Here is a 13791-nt window from a genome sequence, read left to right on the forward strand (position 1 = left end):
AATGTTACTTGAAGTCAAAAACCTTAGCATCTACTACTACACCCTCGCCGGGGTTGTCAAAGGGGCCGAAAAAGTTACGTTCAGCATAGGCAGGGGAGAGTGGGTCACCTTCGTCGGGGAGAGCGGAAGCGGAAAATCTACCGTCGCCCACGCGGTAATGAACCTGGTTCCTTCCTCTGGGAAGATAGTCTCGGGAGAGGTCATCTTCGAGGGAAAGGACCTCCTCAAGCTCAGCAAGGACGAGCTCAGGCAGATCCGCGGAAAGGACATCAGCATGATATTCCAGGACCCGATGACCAGCCTCGACCCCCTCAGGAAAGTCGGCGACCAGATGGTTGAGGTCATGACCGTCCACGGTATCGAGGAGGATGAAGCTAAAGAGAGGGCGAAGGAGCTCCTCGAAAAGGTCAACCTCCCCCCCGACAGGCTAGACTACTACCCCCACCAGCTTTCAGGGGGGCAGAGGCAGAGGATAAGCATAGCGATGGCGATGGCCTTCAACCCGAAGCTGCTCATCGCAGACGAGCCGACTACTGCCTTAGACGTTATCGTGCAGGACTCCATAATGGACCTCATAGATGCACTCAAGGCCGAGGGAACGAGCATCTACTTCGTTACCCACGACATCTCGCTTGCAGCCGAGAGGAGCGACAAGATAGCCGTAATGTACGCGGGGAAGCTCGTTGAGTTCGGAACCGTTGAGCAGATAGTCGAGAACCCGCTCCATCCGTACACGAAGGCTCTCATCGAGGCGGTTCCAGACCTCTGGAAGGAGAGCGAGGTCAGGGCGATTCCCGGCTATCCGCCCGACCTGAGGAACCCGCCGCCGGGGTGCAGGTTCCACCCGAGGTGTCCGGTTTTCAGGGAGCGTTCTGCTCTCAAGGGCCTCTGCGACTCCAGAGAGCCCGAAATGATAGAGTACGAGAAGGGTCACTTCGTGGCCTGCCATCTCTACGGGGGTGCGGGGGAATGAGCGGGCCACTGCTTCGCGTTGAGAATCTGAAGAAATACTTCCCGATCAAGAGGAACATCCTGGAGACCCTTAGGAAGGCCCCGGTCCGGTACGTCAAGGCGGTTGACGGCATCAGCTTCGAGATAGCCAGGGGGGAGGTTTTAGCCCTCATCGGCGAGAGCGGTTGCGGTAAAACGACCGCCGGAAGGACGGTTCTGAGGCTTATAGAACCAACCGACGGCAGGATAATCTTCGACGGGACTGATATAACGAAGCTCTCCCGCGAGGAGATGAGACCCTTCAGGCGGAGAATGCAGATAATCTTCCAGGACCCCTACGCCAGCCTGAGCCCCAGGATGAAGATCGGCGATGCGATAGCCCATCCGCTCCTCGTCCACGGACTGGCCGAGAAGGAGGAAGCGAGGGAGTTTGCCCTAAAAATGCTCAAACGCGTTGGTCTAACGCCAGAGGATGAGTTCTACGACCGCTATCCCCACCACCTGAGCGGCGGCCAGAGACAGCGCGTTGTTATAGCCAGGGCGATGATACTCAAACCGGAGTTCGTGGTGGCTGATGAAGCTGTTTCGATGATAGACGTTTCCATGAGGGCATCGATCCTGGAGCTTCTCGAATCGTTCAGGAAGGAGTACAACCTGAGCCAGCTCTTCATAACCCACGACATAGCGGTCGGCAAGCTCATAGCGGACAGGATAGCGGTGATGTACCTTGGAAAAATAGTCGAGATCGGCCCGACCGATGAGGTTCTGAAGAACCCGGCGCATCCCTACACCATGGCCCTCATCCAGGCGGTTCCATCGATAGCGCGCAGGAAGAAGGAGAAGAAGCTCAAGATAACGGGGGAGGTTCCCAACGCCGCCAACCCGCCGAGGGGATGCCGCTTCCATCCCAGGTGTCCATTCGCGAGTGAGACCTGCATAGCCCACGAGCCGGAGCTGGTGGAGATAAGCCACAACCACTTCGTTGCCTGCCATCACCCGCTCCGCTGATTTTTTCTTAATTTCCGGTCTATTTTCAGCATCTCCCGCCACTGCCTCCCGGGCCAGTATATCTGACCGCAGTTCTGGCAGACGTAGAACTCGTCATAGCGCTCGTAAACGCTCTCCGGAACCCTACCTTCAACCTCCCCCTTAGAGGCCGGCCTTATCGGTCCGTTGCATTTGGGACAGCGTGCATTCGCTGGAAAGAGCTCCCTGAACTCCACACCAAAACGCCTGAGTTCCTCAACCTGCCCCTCAAGGGAATTCGAGTTGAGGAGGATTGACTTAATCCCCAGCTTTTCGGCCCTCTTTGCGAGGGCAGAGTCCCTTGTCAGGAGAACCCGGTTCTCAGCCAAGGCAACCCGGAGTATCTCATCGTCGTCTTCCACCCCATAAAGGGTATCGTAACCATACAGCCGGAGCCACCTCGCGAGTCTTCCAAGCATCATGTCCGCTATGAACCTCATCTCCATCGAAAGGTATTAAGGGAAAACCATTAAAGTAGTTCCGGTGGTGGAATGCACTACGAAGAAGTTGAGACGCTCTTAAGACGCTCTGAGGACTACCTTGAGCTGGCAAATGAAGCCTTTGAAAGGGAGAAGTACGATACGGCTGTTTTTCTAGTCGAGCAGGCCCTTCAGCTCTACCTCAAGGCGGTGATAATAAAGTACTCCGATGTGAGGCTCAGAACCCACTCGATAAGGGAATTATTGAAGGGAGTTGGCGATGCGCTGGAAGCGGAGGATGAGATCGCCGAGTTCATAAGGCAAAACAGGGGACCCCTCAGGGAACTGGAAGATGCCTATACAAAGGCCCGCTACGAGCCGAGAATCTACTACCGCGAAGACGCCCAGGATTTGATGGAATTCGCACTGAAGGTTAGGGACTTCGTGGAGGGACTTGTTGATGCGTTCGAGAGAAGAATTGAGGAGTAAGCTTATCAGGCGGGGCAGAAAACGCTACCTCGTGATAAAGAACTACCGGAAGTATTTGCCCTCCATAAAGCGGGCCTGTGAAGAGGTCTTTGGAGAGTGCGAGGTCTATGTCTTTGGGAGCGTTCTGACCGGAAGGTTTACCGCCGGAAGCGACGTTGACCTGCTGATAAAGGTGGAGAAAGTCCCCGAGAGCCTGAAAGAGCGGGCGAGACTTGAAATCGAGATTGAAAAGCTCGCAAATCTGCCGGATTACCATCCCTTCGAGTTCCACATCGTTGATGAGAAGGGGTTCAGAAGATACGTCGAGGTTTTAAAGGTCAGCCCAGTCAAAGTCGAGGAACTTTTATAACGCCCCCTTTCACGCCATAAAACAAGTGGTTGAATGATAGTTTACTTCATCGGTACCGGCGGAAGCGAGGGCATTCCAGCTCATCTCTGCACCTGTCAGACCTGCAACGAAGCCAGAAAGTTCGGTTTTGCCCAGAGAAGGCCCTCAACGCTGGCCATCATAACCGAAAGGGGAAAAGCGGTTCTCTTCGACGTTGGAACCGACATAAGGGACTTCCTGAACGTCCCGTTGGAGGCTATTTTCCTCACCCACTGGCACCACGACCACATCTACGGCCTCTACAAGCTCAGATGGATGGCACTTGAAACCCCGCTCTACGCTCCAGAGGGACACGCAGACGCGTTAATCCTCAACGAACCCAAGAACCTTCAGCCAAGAACGATAAAGCCCTTCGAGAGGGTTGAACTCGACACCCTTAGAATCACCGCCCTAAAGCTCAACCATCAGGTTGAGACCCTCGGCTACCTCATCGAGGAGGACGGAAAGAGCGTTGCGATACTCTACGACACCAAGGGCCTTCCGGAGGAGACGTGGGAGTTTTTAAAAGCCAAGGCCCCGCTCAGGCTTGCCGTAGTTGATGCCACCTATCCGCCGGGCTTTAATGACCCGTATCACAACAACGTTGATGAAGCCGCAGAAATCGGCATCAAGCTCGCCGAGAGAACCGTCCTCAGCCACATCTCCCACAAGAACCTGCCGTTCCTCCAGCTAACCGAGTACGTAAGGAAGAGGTGGAGGAACAAAGTCCTCGTCGCCTACGACGGCATGGTGTTCTACGTCTAAACGTTTTTATCGGCTTTTGTCCAAAAGAAACCGGTGATGCCATGCGCGTTCTTGAGCTGGCGAAGAGGAGGAAGACAGTGAGACAGTTTCTCCCGGATAAGCCTCCAAAGGATGATTTAATGAAGGCCATCGAAGCCGCTAAGGAAGCGCCGAGCGGGGCAAATCAGCAACCCTGGAGGTTCGTAGTCATAGACGACGACTGGCTGAAGGGGAAGATAAGGGAGCTCTGCGAGGAGGAAGAGAAAAAGTTCTACTCAAGGACGAAGGGCGACCTGATGGCCTGGTTGAGGGAGAAGGGCTTCAAGCCGGAGAAGCCATTCCTCAGCGAGGCTCCCTACCTAATCCTTGTCTTCGGACACACCAAGGCCCCCTACTGGCTCCAGTCAACCTGGATAGCGGTCGGCTACCTCCTCCTTGCTCTCGAAGAGCTCGGCCTTGGAACCGTCACATACACGCCCCCGAACCCCAAACCGGTCGAGGAGCTGTTGAACGCACCGAAGGACTACAAGCTCCAGACGATACTGCCCGTCGGCTACCCCGCAGACCCGAAGCCGAAGTACGAGAGGAGAAAGCTGGAAGAGGTGGTAAGCTTCAACGGCTTCTGAGGAGCCTTTCAAGTTCTTTCAAAACTCCCATCTGCTCGCGGGTCTCGACGGCACAGGGCCTCAGGGAGCGGACCTTTCTCAAAGCTTTCTCCAGGGAGAGGCCCTTCGAGTACATAAGCCAGGCAGTGGCTATCGTCCCACTCCTCCCACAGCCGCCGAGGCAGTGGATAAGAACCTTTTTGTTCTCCAGAGTTTTCGCCTCAATCCAGCGGAGGATTCCGAGGAGCTGGTTCAAGCCCGGAGCTGAGAAATCCTGAATGGGGCTGTGAAAGACCTCAACGCCCCGTCTCCGCCATTCGTCCAGGCTGTAGGGGAGCTCGAACCCCTCGACGAGAACCACCACCGCATCGAAGGTTCCGGCAACTTCGTCCATTTCTTCCAAAGCGGGCATCCGCGAGAATGCAACGTTATCGTCGACGAATCTGGCTGAGGGCATCTACCACACCCTTGTTCCCGGTAGAACTTCATCAGGGACCGGGATGAGGTAGACCCTTCCGTCCTCGTTCTCCGCAACCAGGAGCATGCCCTCGCTTTTAACACCCGAGAGTTCCCTGGGCTTAAGGTTGAGGAGGAATATGAACTTCTTACCTTCGAGTTCCTCCGGGTCGTACTGGTCGGCTATGCCGGTTATTATCGTCCTTAGTTCACTTCCGAAATCCACGTCGAGCTTTATCAGCTTTCTAGTGCGCCTCAGCTTTTCCGCCTTCCTTACGAGGCCGACGCGGAGGTCGAACTTCCAGAACTCGGAGACGTCGTAGAGCTCCATGGGATCACCCGAAGGAGTGAATGGAGCTCATGACTTAAGGGTTTCGATGCTCACCACCAAACTCCTGTCCATCTTCGATGACGCCACCAGCGTCCCGTTCTTCTCGAAGACCCAAGCCCCGCCCGGCGGGTAGCTGTTGACTATAAACGTCCTAACACCGAGGAGTTCGGCCCGCTCGGACATTGCCTTCACATCCTCCTCGTTTGGCTCGCCGTAGTCCGGGGAGTACTCCATCGGCACGAAGATGAAGTCCGGTCTCTTTTTCTGAACCCACTTCGCTATCCTCTTGTTGTACAGGTCGCCGCAGATGATTATCGAGACCTTCCCGAACTCGGTTTTAACCGTTCTGACGGTGTTGCCGGTGTAGAACCTCATCGGCTCTTGGAACTTGCGGTGCCTCAGCAGAACCTCACCGTTCCTGCCTATGAGAAGGGCAGAGTTGTAGACGCAGTTTTTGTAGGGTTCGAGAAGACCAAAGACGACGTAAACGCCCGCCTCCCTGGCAAGCCCGCTCACCCTCTCCAGGATTTCGCCGTAAAGTTCTGCCCCGCTGAAGTCCCACTCCTCAAAACCCGTCAGGCAGTACTCCGGGAAGACAACGAAGTCCGGGTCGTGTTGCAGGGCCTCCTCAAAGCGCTTCTCAAACTCCCGCCAGTTGGCCTCGAAGTTCCCAACCTCAACCTTCATCGGGATTAGAGCTACCTTCATTTTTCTCCCTCCTTGAGATGTATCCCTTCAAGCCGTCCAACGCAACCACCAGGATTCCAACCGCCACGAAGTTCCAGGGATCTCCTTCTTTTCTCCCAATGAGGTACAGAACCACAAACAGGAAAGCCAAGGAAATTGCCCTCTCGGCAGCTTTGCCAAGTTTGAGTTTATCAGAGGCAGCTAACGCCATTAGGTAGAGAGCCACAAGGAGGAAGTAGAACCTGCCAATGAAATAAGCCGGGAGGAAGAAGATGGCTATCAAGAAGACTGCTCCAAAAACTGCGAGGGCGTTTCTGAGGGAATTCTCCATCCCGTACACCTCGTCTGAATTTTGACTCACATGTAACTTTAAAAACTTTTTCCGGTTGTAATTCTGGAGGTGCCCAGATGAGAACCCACTCCTTCGGCGCTGAGACCGTTCCAGTCGCTATGGCCGGCGATTTGCTCGTTGGAAGCGTCCACGACGGGAGAAACTACAAAATAATGCTGACGAGGATTAACGGAGAGGAGATAGTTGAGACTCGTTTTATATCTGGAGAAAATGACGGGGAGGACCACAGTATAGCGGAATTCAGAGATGGATATCTAATCGGCGGGGCCGTCGAAGGCGCTGCAACGCCCGACGGCGGCGAGGGCTGGAAGGCCTATCTGGCGGGGCTCGACGAAAGCCTAAACGTCCTCTGGGAGCTGAAGCTTAACGTTAGAAACAACGGGGCGGTCTATTCTATTCTTCCCGGGAGAGACGGGTTTTTCATTGCAGGTGAAACCGGAAAGCCCGGCGATAAGGGTTCTTCATCGGAAAGGTTTCCCCTGAGGGCGAGCTCCTCTGGCTGAGAGACTTCGGGAGCTGGGAGGATGCCGTCTTCACCACTCTGCTTCAGTCCGAGGATTCCCTTCTCATTATCGGGAGCGTTAAAGAGAACGGCTGGCAGGTTAAGTCATTTGATTTTGACTCCGATGGAGGGCTTCGCCACGAGGAAATCCTCACGGAAGGAATAGCCCTCACCGCCTGCCGCTGGCAGGAAAAGCTCGTCTTAGCAGGCTACCGTGGAGAAAACTTCCGGGTTCAGGTTGGAGAGCGGGAAATTCAGCTCGGCGAGGGAAGCGCCACCTCACTGCTGCCCGCAAAAGATAGACTCCTCGTTGGTGGTGAGCTCGCTGGAAAGGCCGTCCTGGTCGAGGTTTCCGGGGAAGGGGAGCCAAAGGTAAAGGAGCTCTGGAACGACGGCTGGGTGGAGGTGCTAAGGGAGGACATCGCCACCGGTGTGAGGAAAGGAGAGAAGATTGAGATGATATTTCAGTCAATCTAAGGCCGATACGCGTTCCATTTATTCTTAAATCAAAACAAAGAAGTCCATGTTTTCGTATGGTTGCTCAGTATGATCCTGTGAGGTGATGCCCATGCGTCCGATAGTGTTGAAGGGCGAAAAGGTTTCGCTTGGCGTGCTCCTGAAGGAGGATATGGAAAAGATATGGATGTGGAACAACGACCGTGAAGTCGTCAGGACACTTGCGGATCCCTCGGACGTCTCAACGCTTGAGGAATGGCACAGGTGGTACGAAAACCTGTCCCTAAAGAAGTCTTCAAAGAGGGCCTTTGCGATACTGAACGAGGGGAACAACCTCGTGGGGACCGTGATAGTGAGCAGGATAGACCTTCGGAATGGGACGGCGGAGATTGGCTACTTCCTGGGAAGGGAGCACTGGGGGAAGGGCTACGCCACCGAGGCCGTCAGGCTGACCCTTGAGTACTGCTTCCGGTACCTGAACCTGCGCAAGGTCTACGCCAAGACGTACGAAAACAACACAGCGTCAATCCGAGTTCTCGAAAAGAACGGCTTTAAGCTCGTTGGTAGGCTGAGGAAGCACGCACATACACCCGACGGATATGTTGATGTGCTCTTCTATGACCTGCTCAGGGAGGAATGGGAGAAATGAGACCCGTAATCCTAAAGGGTGAGAAGGTTTCCCTAGCTATACTCCTCCGTGATGACCTAAAGAAGAGCTGGGAGTGGTTTAACGAGAGGAGCACGGTTAGGAATCTCTTCAACTCGTCCTACTTCACGCTTCCCGAAGAGGAAGAGGAGTTCTACGAGGAGCTAAAAAAGAACAAGGAGAAAAGTCCCACTTTTGCGGTGATAGAAAACGAGAGCGGAAAGCTGGTGGGCATAGCCGGCTTCAACTGGATCAACTGGCAGGCAAGGTGGGGAGAGATACTCTACTACCTCTCGCCGGAGGAGAGGTGGAAGGGCTACGGGACGGAGACCGTTAAGCTCCTCTGCGAATACGCCTTCGCTCATCTCAACCTCCGTAAGGTCTGGGCGAAGGTTCACGCCAACAACAAAGCATCGATCAGAGTTCTTGAGAAAAACGGCTTTACTCTCGCCGGCAGGCTGAGGGAGCACATCTGGAGCGATGGGAAATACCTCGACGAGCTGATTTACGAGAGGTTTAGAGGAAATACGAACACCCTTCAAAACAACCCGAACAGGAAAACTATTTATAACTCAAATTCCAAAAATCACCGGGGTTTCCCATGAGGCACGTCGAAATTATTGTTCCATTCCTCATTATACTTCTGATCACGATGTCAGGCGGATGCATCAGCAGCCCGCAGGGTGAGAAAACAGAAAGCCCGGTTATTGAGACGACCCACGAAGGCGTGGACGAACACATCCCCGAAAACACGTCCCCGCTGGAAGAAGCAAAAGCCACGTTCCCCTCTGGAACGTTCAAGCCGAAACGAGTGGACTGGTTCTCGTATTCTCCAGATGGCTCAATCAGCGAAGTGGTCTCCAGAATTTCAAAGAAATACAACGTTACTGAAAGCCCCGTGGACATGCCCCGGCCCCCTGGGAGCCTCTCAAGCTTTACCGGAACAGCTAATGGCATCGAGTTCGGCCTCTTTGCCTATCCCAATTCAACGGCAGCCAAAGAAGCCATGAAGTACGTGGTGGAACTCCTGAGGGAGAACGGCTTCCAGCAGGGAGCTGGAACCTTCTGGGAGAGGGGAAACGAGAGCTATACTGCCTTCTACACCTACGAGCGCTACTTCTACGTCCTGTTCGTGGCGAAAATCACAGGAGGGGACTCGGAAGAGAGGGCAAAGCTTCTCTCGGAATTCGCTTGGAGCATCATCACCATGGGGCCAAGCCCGGGCAAGGTTCTCGGCCTCTTCCTGCCGGTCAAAGTGGCCGAGGGCAGCTGGAGCGAGGAGAGGGGTTTGAGGTTCTCCGGCTACCTGGACGCCCTGGAGGGAACCGTTGAGGGAACCAACGTGAGTGCAGTTTTCCTTGTTTACCGGCCCCATGAGGGGAGGGAGGTTTACCTCCAGCTCAAGGAAGCTTTCCTAAATAACGGCTGGGTTGAGAGGGAGTACGTCAGCACATACACCCAGAACCCTGCTGGGAGCATGATGGCCGGCGACTACTTCGGGGCCGATGACACCGGGATCTACATCGAGCTGGCAAGAATTGCCGGTATGGAGCGCGTTACCCTGCTGTCCGGGAACCCGGAGGATGTCAAAGACCTCGTGGGCGCATTGTGGGAATGGTATGACCCTACTGGGGGGCTTTCCTTCGAGCGGGGAGATGACTTACCAAGGGGAGTGTTCAAGCCGGTCAGCGAGAGAGGTGTGAGGCCGGGAACGGTAATATCGATGGTCCTCGATGACCTCCGGAAGGACTTCAACATCACGACCGACTTCGTCGATATTCCCGAAGTCCCTGCGGCGGCCTGGTACACAGGCAGAACTGGCGACGTTGAGTTCATGCTCCTCGTTTATCCAAACGCTACAGCCTACCTCACCGCGCTCGACGAGCTGACCAAAAAGCTCCTGGCCGAGGGCTGGGAGAGAACCGACGACGGAAGGGAACCCTACGCGAGAACCTTCGCCCGGGATTCAGACACCCTAACGGTGTTCGTCCAGTACCGCTACAACCACTACCTCGCGATCGTCGTCAAGAAGCCCAAATACTCGACTAGCGATTTCTTCTGGCATGTGGTTGGCACGGGCGGAGCCAGTCCCGGTGAACTGCTCTCCTTTGGCAAACTGAGGAACGACGTGAAGCCCTGGAACTGGACGGCGGAGGAGGAACTAAGGTTCGACGGATACATATACAAGCTGGAGGGAAACGTTTCCTCCGGAGGCGCAAGGGCTGCGGTGCTGTTCTACCCCCACGGCCTCGGCCGGGAGGTCTATCTCCAGTTAAAGAAAGCGTTCCTTGAAACGGGATGGGTCGAGAGGGACTACGTCGAGCTTCCGTCCCACGATGAGAGGAGACACCTAGTGACCAACGACCTCTTCGAGAAAAACGGAAAAGCGGTTTACATTGAGATTTCCACCTACGGGGACATGGACGTACTGATACTGCTCTACGGAGACAAGTCAGGCGTTAAAACCTCCGCCAGGGCAATGTGGGAGTGAGAAGGGAAAGTGGCTATCTCATGGAAAACCTGAAAAGCATCTCCCTAAGCGGCGTGGACGGGTTGAAGTAGTTAACCAACTCCTCAACAATCTCATCCGGAAGGCCGCTCTCCACAAGTTCCCTCCTGAACCGCCGCTTCGCCCGATTTGATACCCTAACTATACCAGCCATCCTGAACGCCAGCACTGGCAGTCGAAGAAAAAAGTGAAAGAGCCCCAAGCTCACTCCTCCTTTCCATCATCTCCCCCCTGTCCCCCTGGGGGGCCCGGGAAGGTTATGTTTCCGAAGCCACCCTTCCCAAAGCTGGCCAAAATCTCCATGAGCTTCTTGCCGGGGTTTATCGCATCCATGTACTCCTTCGTCAGCTCAAGGGCCGCATCCCTGTCCATTCCAGCCTCGGCCAGGTTCTTGTAGAACTCGGCCACGCTCCTGCCCATCGCCTGAACCCTCTCCGGGCTGTAGAGCTCGTTAAGGAGCTCCTTGAGCGGCACGAGGATGTCCTCTATCATGTCCCCTACCTTGTCCATGATGGCCGGGATTTTCTCAAGGTCCTTGTCGCCCTCGTAGGCCTCGATGAGGTCTTCCACGATCTCGGCCTTCTTTTTGAGGAGCTCGACCTCCTCCTCGGTCTTTGCGTTCCTTATCCCCTCGACCAGCTCGCCGAGGAGCTCCTCCAGCTTCTTCGGGGTTCCCATCTTTTCGTCCACCATCTCAACCACCTCAATAATCGTTAGTCTGATCAAACCTAATCGGCATTCCGATCATTTCGAGCCACTTTTTGACCACTTCGCGGGAGAGTGCATAGACCTTTCCCCTCTCACCGGGAACCTCGACAACGATGCCGAGCTCCATGAGTTCCTTCAATTTGACCCGAACGGTATTTCGCGAGGCCTTTCCGCGCCTGCCCTTCAGCTCCCGCGCTATCTGGCTCACGTTGGCCCTCTTCAGGTCGAAGAGAATCTGGACGATTTCACGCGATATGGGGTCATGCTTTATCTCAGGGACGGCAACTTCTATGCCAAGCCCGCCGTACTGGGCGTAGAGGTTGATGAGCCTCAGATAGGCCTGTGCCATCTGAGAAACCACCGCGAAGCTCTCCCTGAGCTCCTCAAGTGCCTTCCTGAGCTCCTGAACTTCCCTGGCAAGGTCTTCATCGGGCATGATTGTCCATAGAGTGGTCAATCATTTAGTCTTTCCGGTCAGGGGTGAGCATCTCGGTAATCCAGACGTAGCGGTTCGCCCTCTCGAACCGGCACTCCATCCCGAGCTTTTCACAGATTTTCCTCAGCCCCTCGAAGGTCGCAAAGTACTCGTCCTTTATCTCCTCGGTTATGTCGTCCTCCTCGGATATACGCCTCTTTTCCTCCTCAGATTCGAACATCACGTCGGCGATAAGGATCTTCCCCAGGGCTTAAGAACGCGAAGCATCTCCTTTATTGCGTCCTCCTTCTCCTCATTCGGCACGTGGTGAAAGGCGTAGGTGGTTATTACGGTGTCAGCTACTCCATCCTGCAGGGGAAGTGCCAGGAAGTGGCTGTCGAGCGGCTCGAAGCCGTGTTTCTCCCTGAACCTTTCGCGCATCCCGGCGGAGGGCTCAACGCCTACGTAGCTCTCAGAGTTGAGAAAGCGCAGGATGTTTCCGGTTCCGCAACCGACGTCAAGGACAAGTCCTTTAACCCGCTCGGCCACGAGTTTCAAGACCTTCCAGTAATCCTTGTGTATCCAGTCCTCCGCTGTTACATCCTCGTCGTAGCTTTCGGCCCAGTTGTCAAAGTCCCAGCGCTCCATGAGGATACCCCCAAAACCTCGCCTCAGCTTGATAGCCTCTGCGTCAGGTTGAACAGCCTCTCCGCGCGGGCGGGGGACAGTTCACCCACCCCTCCGTTTTCGAGCACCGCACCCAGTTCTCTTGAGATTTCATTGAGGAGTTTCACGTCGTCCGAGAGCACTTCATCGGGATTTGGACTGTTCATGGCCGTGTGGAGGTAGACCTCCAGATTACTGGCCGCCACATGGAGCCTCCAGTACCTCTCATCTTCATTCAGCAGATAGAGGGAGAACGCTGCCTTTTCCATCATTACGGAGCAGTAGGCATACCGGCTCACCCTTTCCCTAAGGACGTCTTTGCTTACGTTGTTTTCGAGCATGATTCCGAGGGCATTCATCTCTTCAAGGCAGAACAGGGCGGTGTTGGAGATGGCCATTAAGCCCCTCTCAGCATCATCAACCTCTGTCTTCTTCTCGTGGTATGCGTAGCCGAGGGAGGCGGAAACGATGAGGAGCACTGAGATGATGATTAACGCGAGATGCCTCATTAACACCACCAAACGTAATAACGAAAGGTGCTTAAAAGGGTTTTTCCAAATGAGGCAACGGGTGGTGGTATGGAACCTCTCATAAGGGAAGCCAGACCTGAGGATAAACCCTTCATCGAGGAGATTGCACAGCTAACATGGGGTGGTGAGGATTACCTTGCGAGGGTCTTCGACGAGTGGCTCGGAGATAACTTCTACGTCCTTGAGCTTGATGGTAAGGTCATCGGGACGGCAAAGCTCACGCTTTTGCCTGGAAAGGTCGGCTGGCTCGAAGGCCTCAGGGTTCATCCGGACTACAGGGGCAGGGGCTACGGGAGGAAGCTCCACGGCTTCATGCTGGATCTCGGTAAGAAGTTCGCCCGCGAGGGGAAGGTAGATGCTCTGGAGTTCGCGACCTACTTCCTCAACCGCGAGAGCATAGCAATGGCAGAAAGAACAGGCTTTCACATCAAGGCCAGGTTCTTTGTCTTGGGGGCTAAAACTGAAGAGTTTGGGCCTGAGGAGCCGGAGCGAGTAGAGTTAGCACTTGAAGACCTCACCCTGGGTCTAATTCCCATCGGCTGGCGCTTTGCGAGGAGGAGTGAAGAAGCCCTGGACTGGATTAGAGAAAACGCGGAGCTCTACAACACCGACGGCTTCCACTTCTTGGTTCCCAAGAAGGGAACGACCTTCACACCCCTCAACATCGGCCTGGCAACACTAAAGGCCATGCTTCCAGCGATGGCGTGGGTTGCGAAGGAAAGGGGCAAGGAAGAGTTCGACGTAATGCTCCCGAGCGGGGTTAAACCCCTCCTGCCGGGCATTAAGAGACTCGGCCTTTTCCTCTGGGATGAGACCGAGGAGCCGAACGTGCTGGTGTTCAGAAAGAAACTCGTCTCCGAGTGAACGGTATGAAAACAATCCGTCTCGATAAAAGGCATCTAAATGGCTCTGGGCTTTGCATTTTTCTTGAA

At 54.8% G+C, this 13791-nt stretch carries 22 protein-coding genes; 11 read left to right on the forward strand and 11 right to left on the reverse strand.

From position 1 onward, the window contains the following. Position 1: 1 nt before the first annotated feature. Together TIRI35C_RS08020 and TIRI35C_RS08025 are read left to right on the forward strand one after the other, a co-directional pair. Complete coding sequence (locus tag TIRI35C_RS08020) at positions 2 to 973, forward strand: ABC transporter ATP-binding protein (RefSeq protein WP_188202435.1); 972 nt, start codon at positions 2 to 4, stop codon at positions 971 to 973. Then, positions 970 to 1959 carry an ABC transporter ATP-binding protein gene (locus TIRI35C_RS08025; protein ID WP_188202436.1) on the forward strand — a complete coding sequence of 330 codons (990 nt, stop codon included), beginning with the start codon at positions 970 to 972 and terminating at the stop codon, positions 1957 to 1959. Before TIRI35C_RS08020 ends, TIRI35C_RS08025 begins: the two co-directional genes overlap by 4 nt. On the opposite strand, the gene TIRI35C_RS08030 is transcribed toward TIRI35C_RS08025, so the two are convergent. Then, entirely contained in the window at positions 1944 to 2417 is a 474-nt protein-coding gene (locus TIRI35C_RS08030; RefSeq protein ID WP_188203144.1) for a Mut7-C RNAse domain-containing protein, read from the reverse strand. The two genes, TIRI35C_RS08025 and TIRI35C_RS08030, sit on opposite strands and share 16 nt — an antisense overlap. Positions 2418 to 2468: 51 nt before the next feature. Between TIRI35C_RS08030 and TIRI35C_RS08035 the strand changes: the two genes are divergently transcribed. Genes TIRI35C_RS08035 through TIRI35C_RS08050 form a run of 4 tightly spaced genes read left to right on the forward strand, consistent with a single transcriptional unit; the run spans position 2469 to position 4622 of the window. After that, positions 2469 to 2885 (forward strand): HEPN domain-containing protein, encoded by a 417-nt coding sequence (locus TIRI35C_RS08035; protein WP_188202437.1) that lies wholly within the window; start codon positions 2469 to 2471, stop codon positions 2883 to 2885. Then, complete coding sequence (locus TIRI35C_RS08040; RefSeq protein WP_188202438.1) at positions 2857 to 3234, forward strand: nucleotidyltransferase domain-containing protein; 378 nt, start codon at positions 2857 to 2859, stop codon at positions 3232 to 3234. The genes TIRI35C_RS08035 and TIRI35C_RS08040 overlap by 29 nt, the downstream gene beginning before the upstream one ends. 33 nt (positions 3235 to 3267) lie before the next feature. Beyond that, a complete protein-coding gene (locus TIRI35C_RS08045) occupies positions 3268 to 4017 on the forward strand; it encodes an MBL fold metallo-hydrolase (protein ID WP_188202439.1) in 750 nt (249 codons plus the stop codon). Positions 4018 to 4058: 41 nt separating this feature from the next. After that, a complete protein-coding gene (locus TIRI35C_RS08050; RefSeq protein ID WP_188202440.1) occupies positions 4059 to 4622 on the forward strand; it encodes a nitroreductase family protein in 564 nt (187 codons plus the stop codon). Here the strand turns inward: TIRI35C_RS08050 and TIRI35C_RS08055 are convergent. The 4 genes from TIRI35C_RS08055 to TIRI35C_RS08070 are packed head-to-tail and all read right to left on the reverse strand — an operon-like array spanning position 4609 to position 6415. Then, on the reverse strand, positions 4609 to 5058 hold the full coding sequence (locus TIRI35C_RS08055; RefSeq protein WP_188202441.1) for a protein-tyrosine phosphatase family protein: 450 nt from the start codon (positions 5056 to 5058) through the stop codon (positions 4609 to 4611). The two genes, TIRI35C_RS08050 and TIRI35C_RS08055, sit on opposite strands and share 14 nt — an antisense overlap. Beyond that, entirely contained in the window at positions 5059 to 5388 is a 330-nt protein-coding gene (locus tag TIRI35C_RS08060; RefSeq protein ID WP_188202442.1) for a methionine--tRNA ligase subunit beta, read from the reverse strand. A 27-nt stretch (positions 5389 to 5415) separates the two neighbouring features. Next, entirely contained in the window at positions 5416 to 6096 is a 681-nt protein-coding gene (locus tag TIRI35C_RS08065; RefSeq protein ID WP_188202443.1) for a carbon-nitrogen hydrolase family protein, read from the reverse strand. Next, on the reverse strand, positions 6065 to 6415 hold the full coding sequence (locus TIRI35C_RS08070; RefSeq protein ID WP_188202444.1) for a hypothetical protein: 351 nt from the start codon (positions 6413 to 6415) through the stop codon (positions 6065 to 6067). Before TIRI35C_RS08070 ends, TIRI35C_RS08065 begins: the two co-directional genes overlap by 32 nt. 68 nt (positions 6416 to 6483) lie before the next feature. Between TIRI35C_RS08070 and TIRI35C_RS11150 the strand changes: the two genes are divergently transcribed. From TIRI35C_RS11150 to TIRI35C_RS08090, 4 genes are all read left to right on the forward strand, one after another. Next, a complete protein-coding gene (locus tag TIRI35C_RS11150; protein ID WP_246454726.1) occupies positions 6484 to 6930 on the forward strand; it encodes a hypothetical protein in 447 nt (148 codons plus the stop codon). 561 nt (positions 6931 to 7491) lie between these two features. Then, positions 7492 to 8034 carry a GNAT family N-acetyltransferase gene (locus tag TIRI35C_RS08080; protein ID WP_343044040.1) on the forward strand — a complete coding sequence of 181 codons (543 nt, stop codon included), beginning with the start codon at positions 7492 to 7494 and terminating at the stop codon, positions 8032 to 8034. Further along, a complete protein-coding gene (locus TIRI35C_RS08085; RefSeq protein WP_246454729.1) occupies positions 8022 to 8636 on the forward strand; it encodes a GNAT family N-acetyltransferase in 615 nt (204 codons plus the stop codon). The genes TIRI35C_RS08080 and TIRI35C_RS08085 overlap by 13 nt, the downstream gene beginning before the upstream one ends. Further along, positions 8633 to 10522 carry a hypothetical protein gene (locus tag TIRI35C_RS08090; protein ID WP_188202445.1) on the forward strand — a complete coding sequence of 630 codons (1890 nt, stop codon included), beginning with the start codon at positions 8633 to 8635 and terminating at the stop codon, positions 10520 to 10522. The genes TIRI35C_RS08085 and TIRI35C_RS08090 overlap by 4 nt, the downstream gene beginning before the upstream one ends. Before the next feature lie 13 nt (positions 10523 to 10535). Here TIRI35C_RS08090 and TIRI35C_RS08095 read toward each other — a convergent pair whose 3' ends face one another. The 6 genes from TIRI35C_RS08095 to TIRI35C_RS08115 are packed head-to-tail and all read right to left on the reverse strand — an operon-like array spanning position 10536 to position 12838. Then, complete coding sequence (locus TIRI35C_RS08095; RefSeq protein WP_246454732.1) at positions 10536 to 10742, reverse strand: hypothetical protein; 207 nt, start codon at positions 10740 to 10742, stop codon at positions 10536 to 10538. A 2-nt stretch (positions 10743 to 10744) separates the two neighbouring features. Further along, a complete protein-coding gene (locus tag TIRI35C_RS08100) occupies positions 10745 to 11233 on the reverse strand; it encodes a hypothetical protein (RefSeq protein ID WP_188202447.1) in 489 nt (162 codons plus the stop codon). 10 nt (positions 11234 to 11243) lie between these two features. Beyond that, positions 11244 to 11684, reverse strand: a complete 441-nt coding sequence (locus TIRI35C_RS08105; protein ID WP_188202448.1) for a winged helix-turn-helix domain-containing protein — start codon at positions 11682 to 11684, stop codon at positions 11244 to 11246. A gap of 25 nt (positions 11685 to 11709) precedes the next feature. Then, entirely contained in the window at positions 11710 to 11904 is a 195-nt protein-coding gene (locus tag TIRI35C_RS11155; RefSeq protein ID WP_246454733.1) for a hypothetical protein, read from the reverse strand. Next, complete coding sequence (locus tag TIRI35C_RS08110; RefSeq protein ID WP_246454734.1) at positions 11904 to 12311, reverse strand: class I SAM-dependent methyltransferase; 408 nt, start codon at positions 12309 to 12311, stop codon at positions 11904 to 11906. Before TIRI35C_RS08110 ends, TIRI35C_RS11155 begins: the two co-directional genes overlap by 1 nt. Positions 12312 to 12334: 23 nt before the next feature. Further along, positions 12335 to 12838: a hypothetical protein gene (locus tag TIRI35C_RS08115; RefSeq protein ID WP_188203147.1), complete on the reverse strand. Its 504-nt coding sequence runs from the start codon at positions 12836 to 12838 to the stop codon at positions 12335 to 12337. Between the two features lie 69 nt (positions 12839 to 12907). Between TIRI35C_RS08115 and TIRI35C_RS08120 the strand changes: the two genes are divergently transcribed. Continuing rightward, entirely contained in the window at positions 12908 to 13723 is an 816-nt protein-coding gene (locus TIRI35C_RS08120; protein ID WP_188202449.1) for a GNAT family N-acetyltransferase, read from the forward strand. Positions 13724 to 13791 lie beyond the last annotated feature (68 nt).

This window comes from Thermococcus camini, from assembly GCF_904067545.1.
Classification (GTDB): Archaea; Methanobacteriota_B; Thermococci; order Thermococcales; family Thermococcaceae; genus Thermococcus; species Thermococcus camini.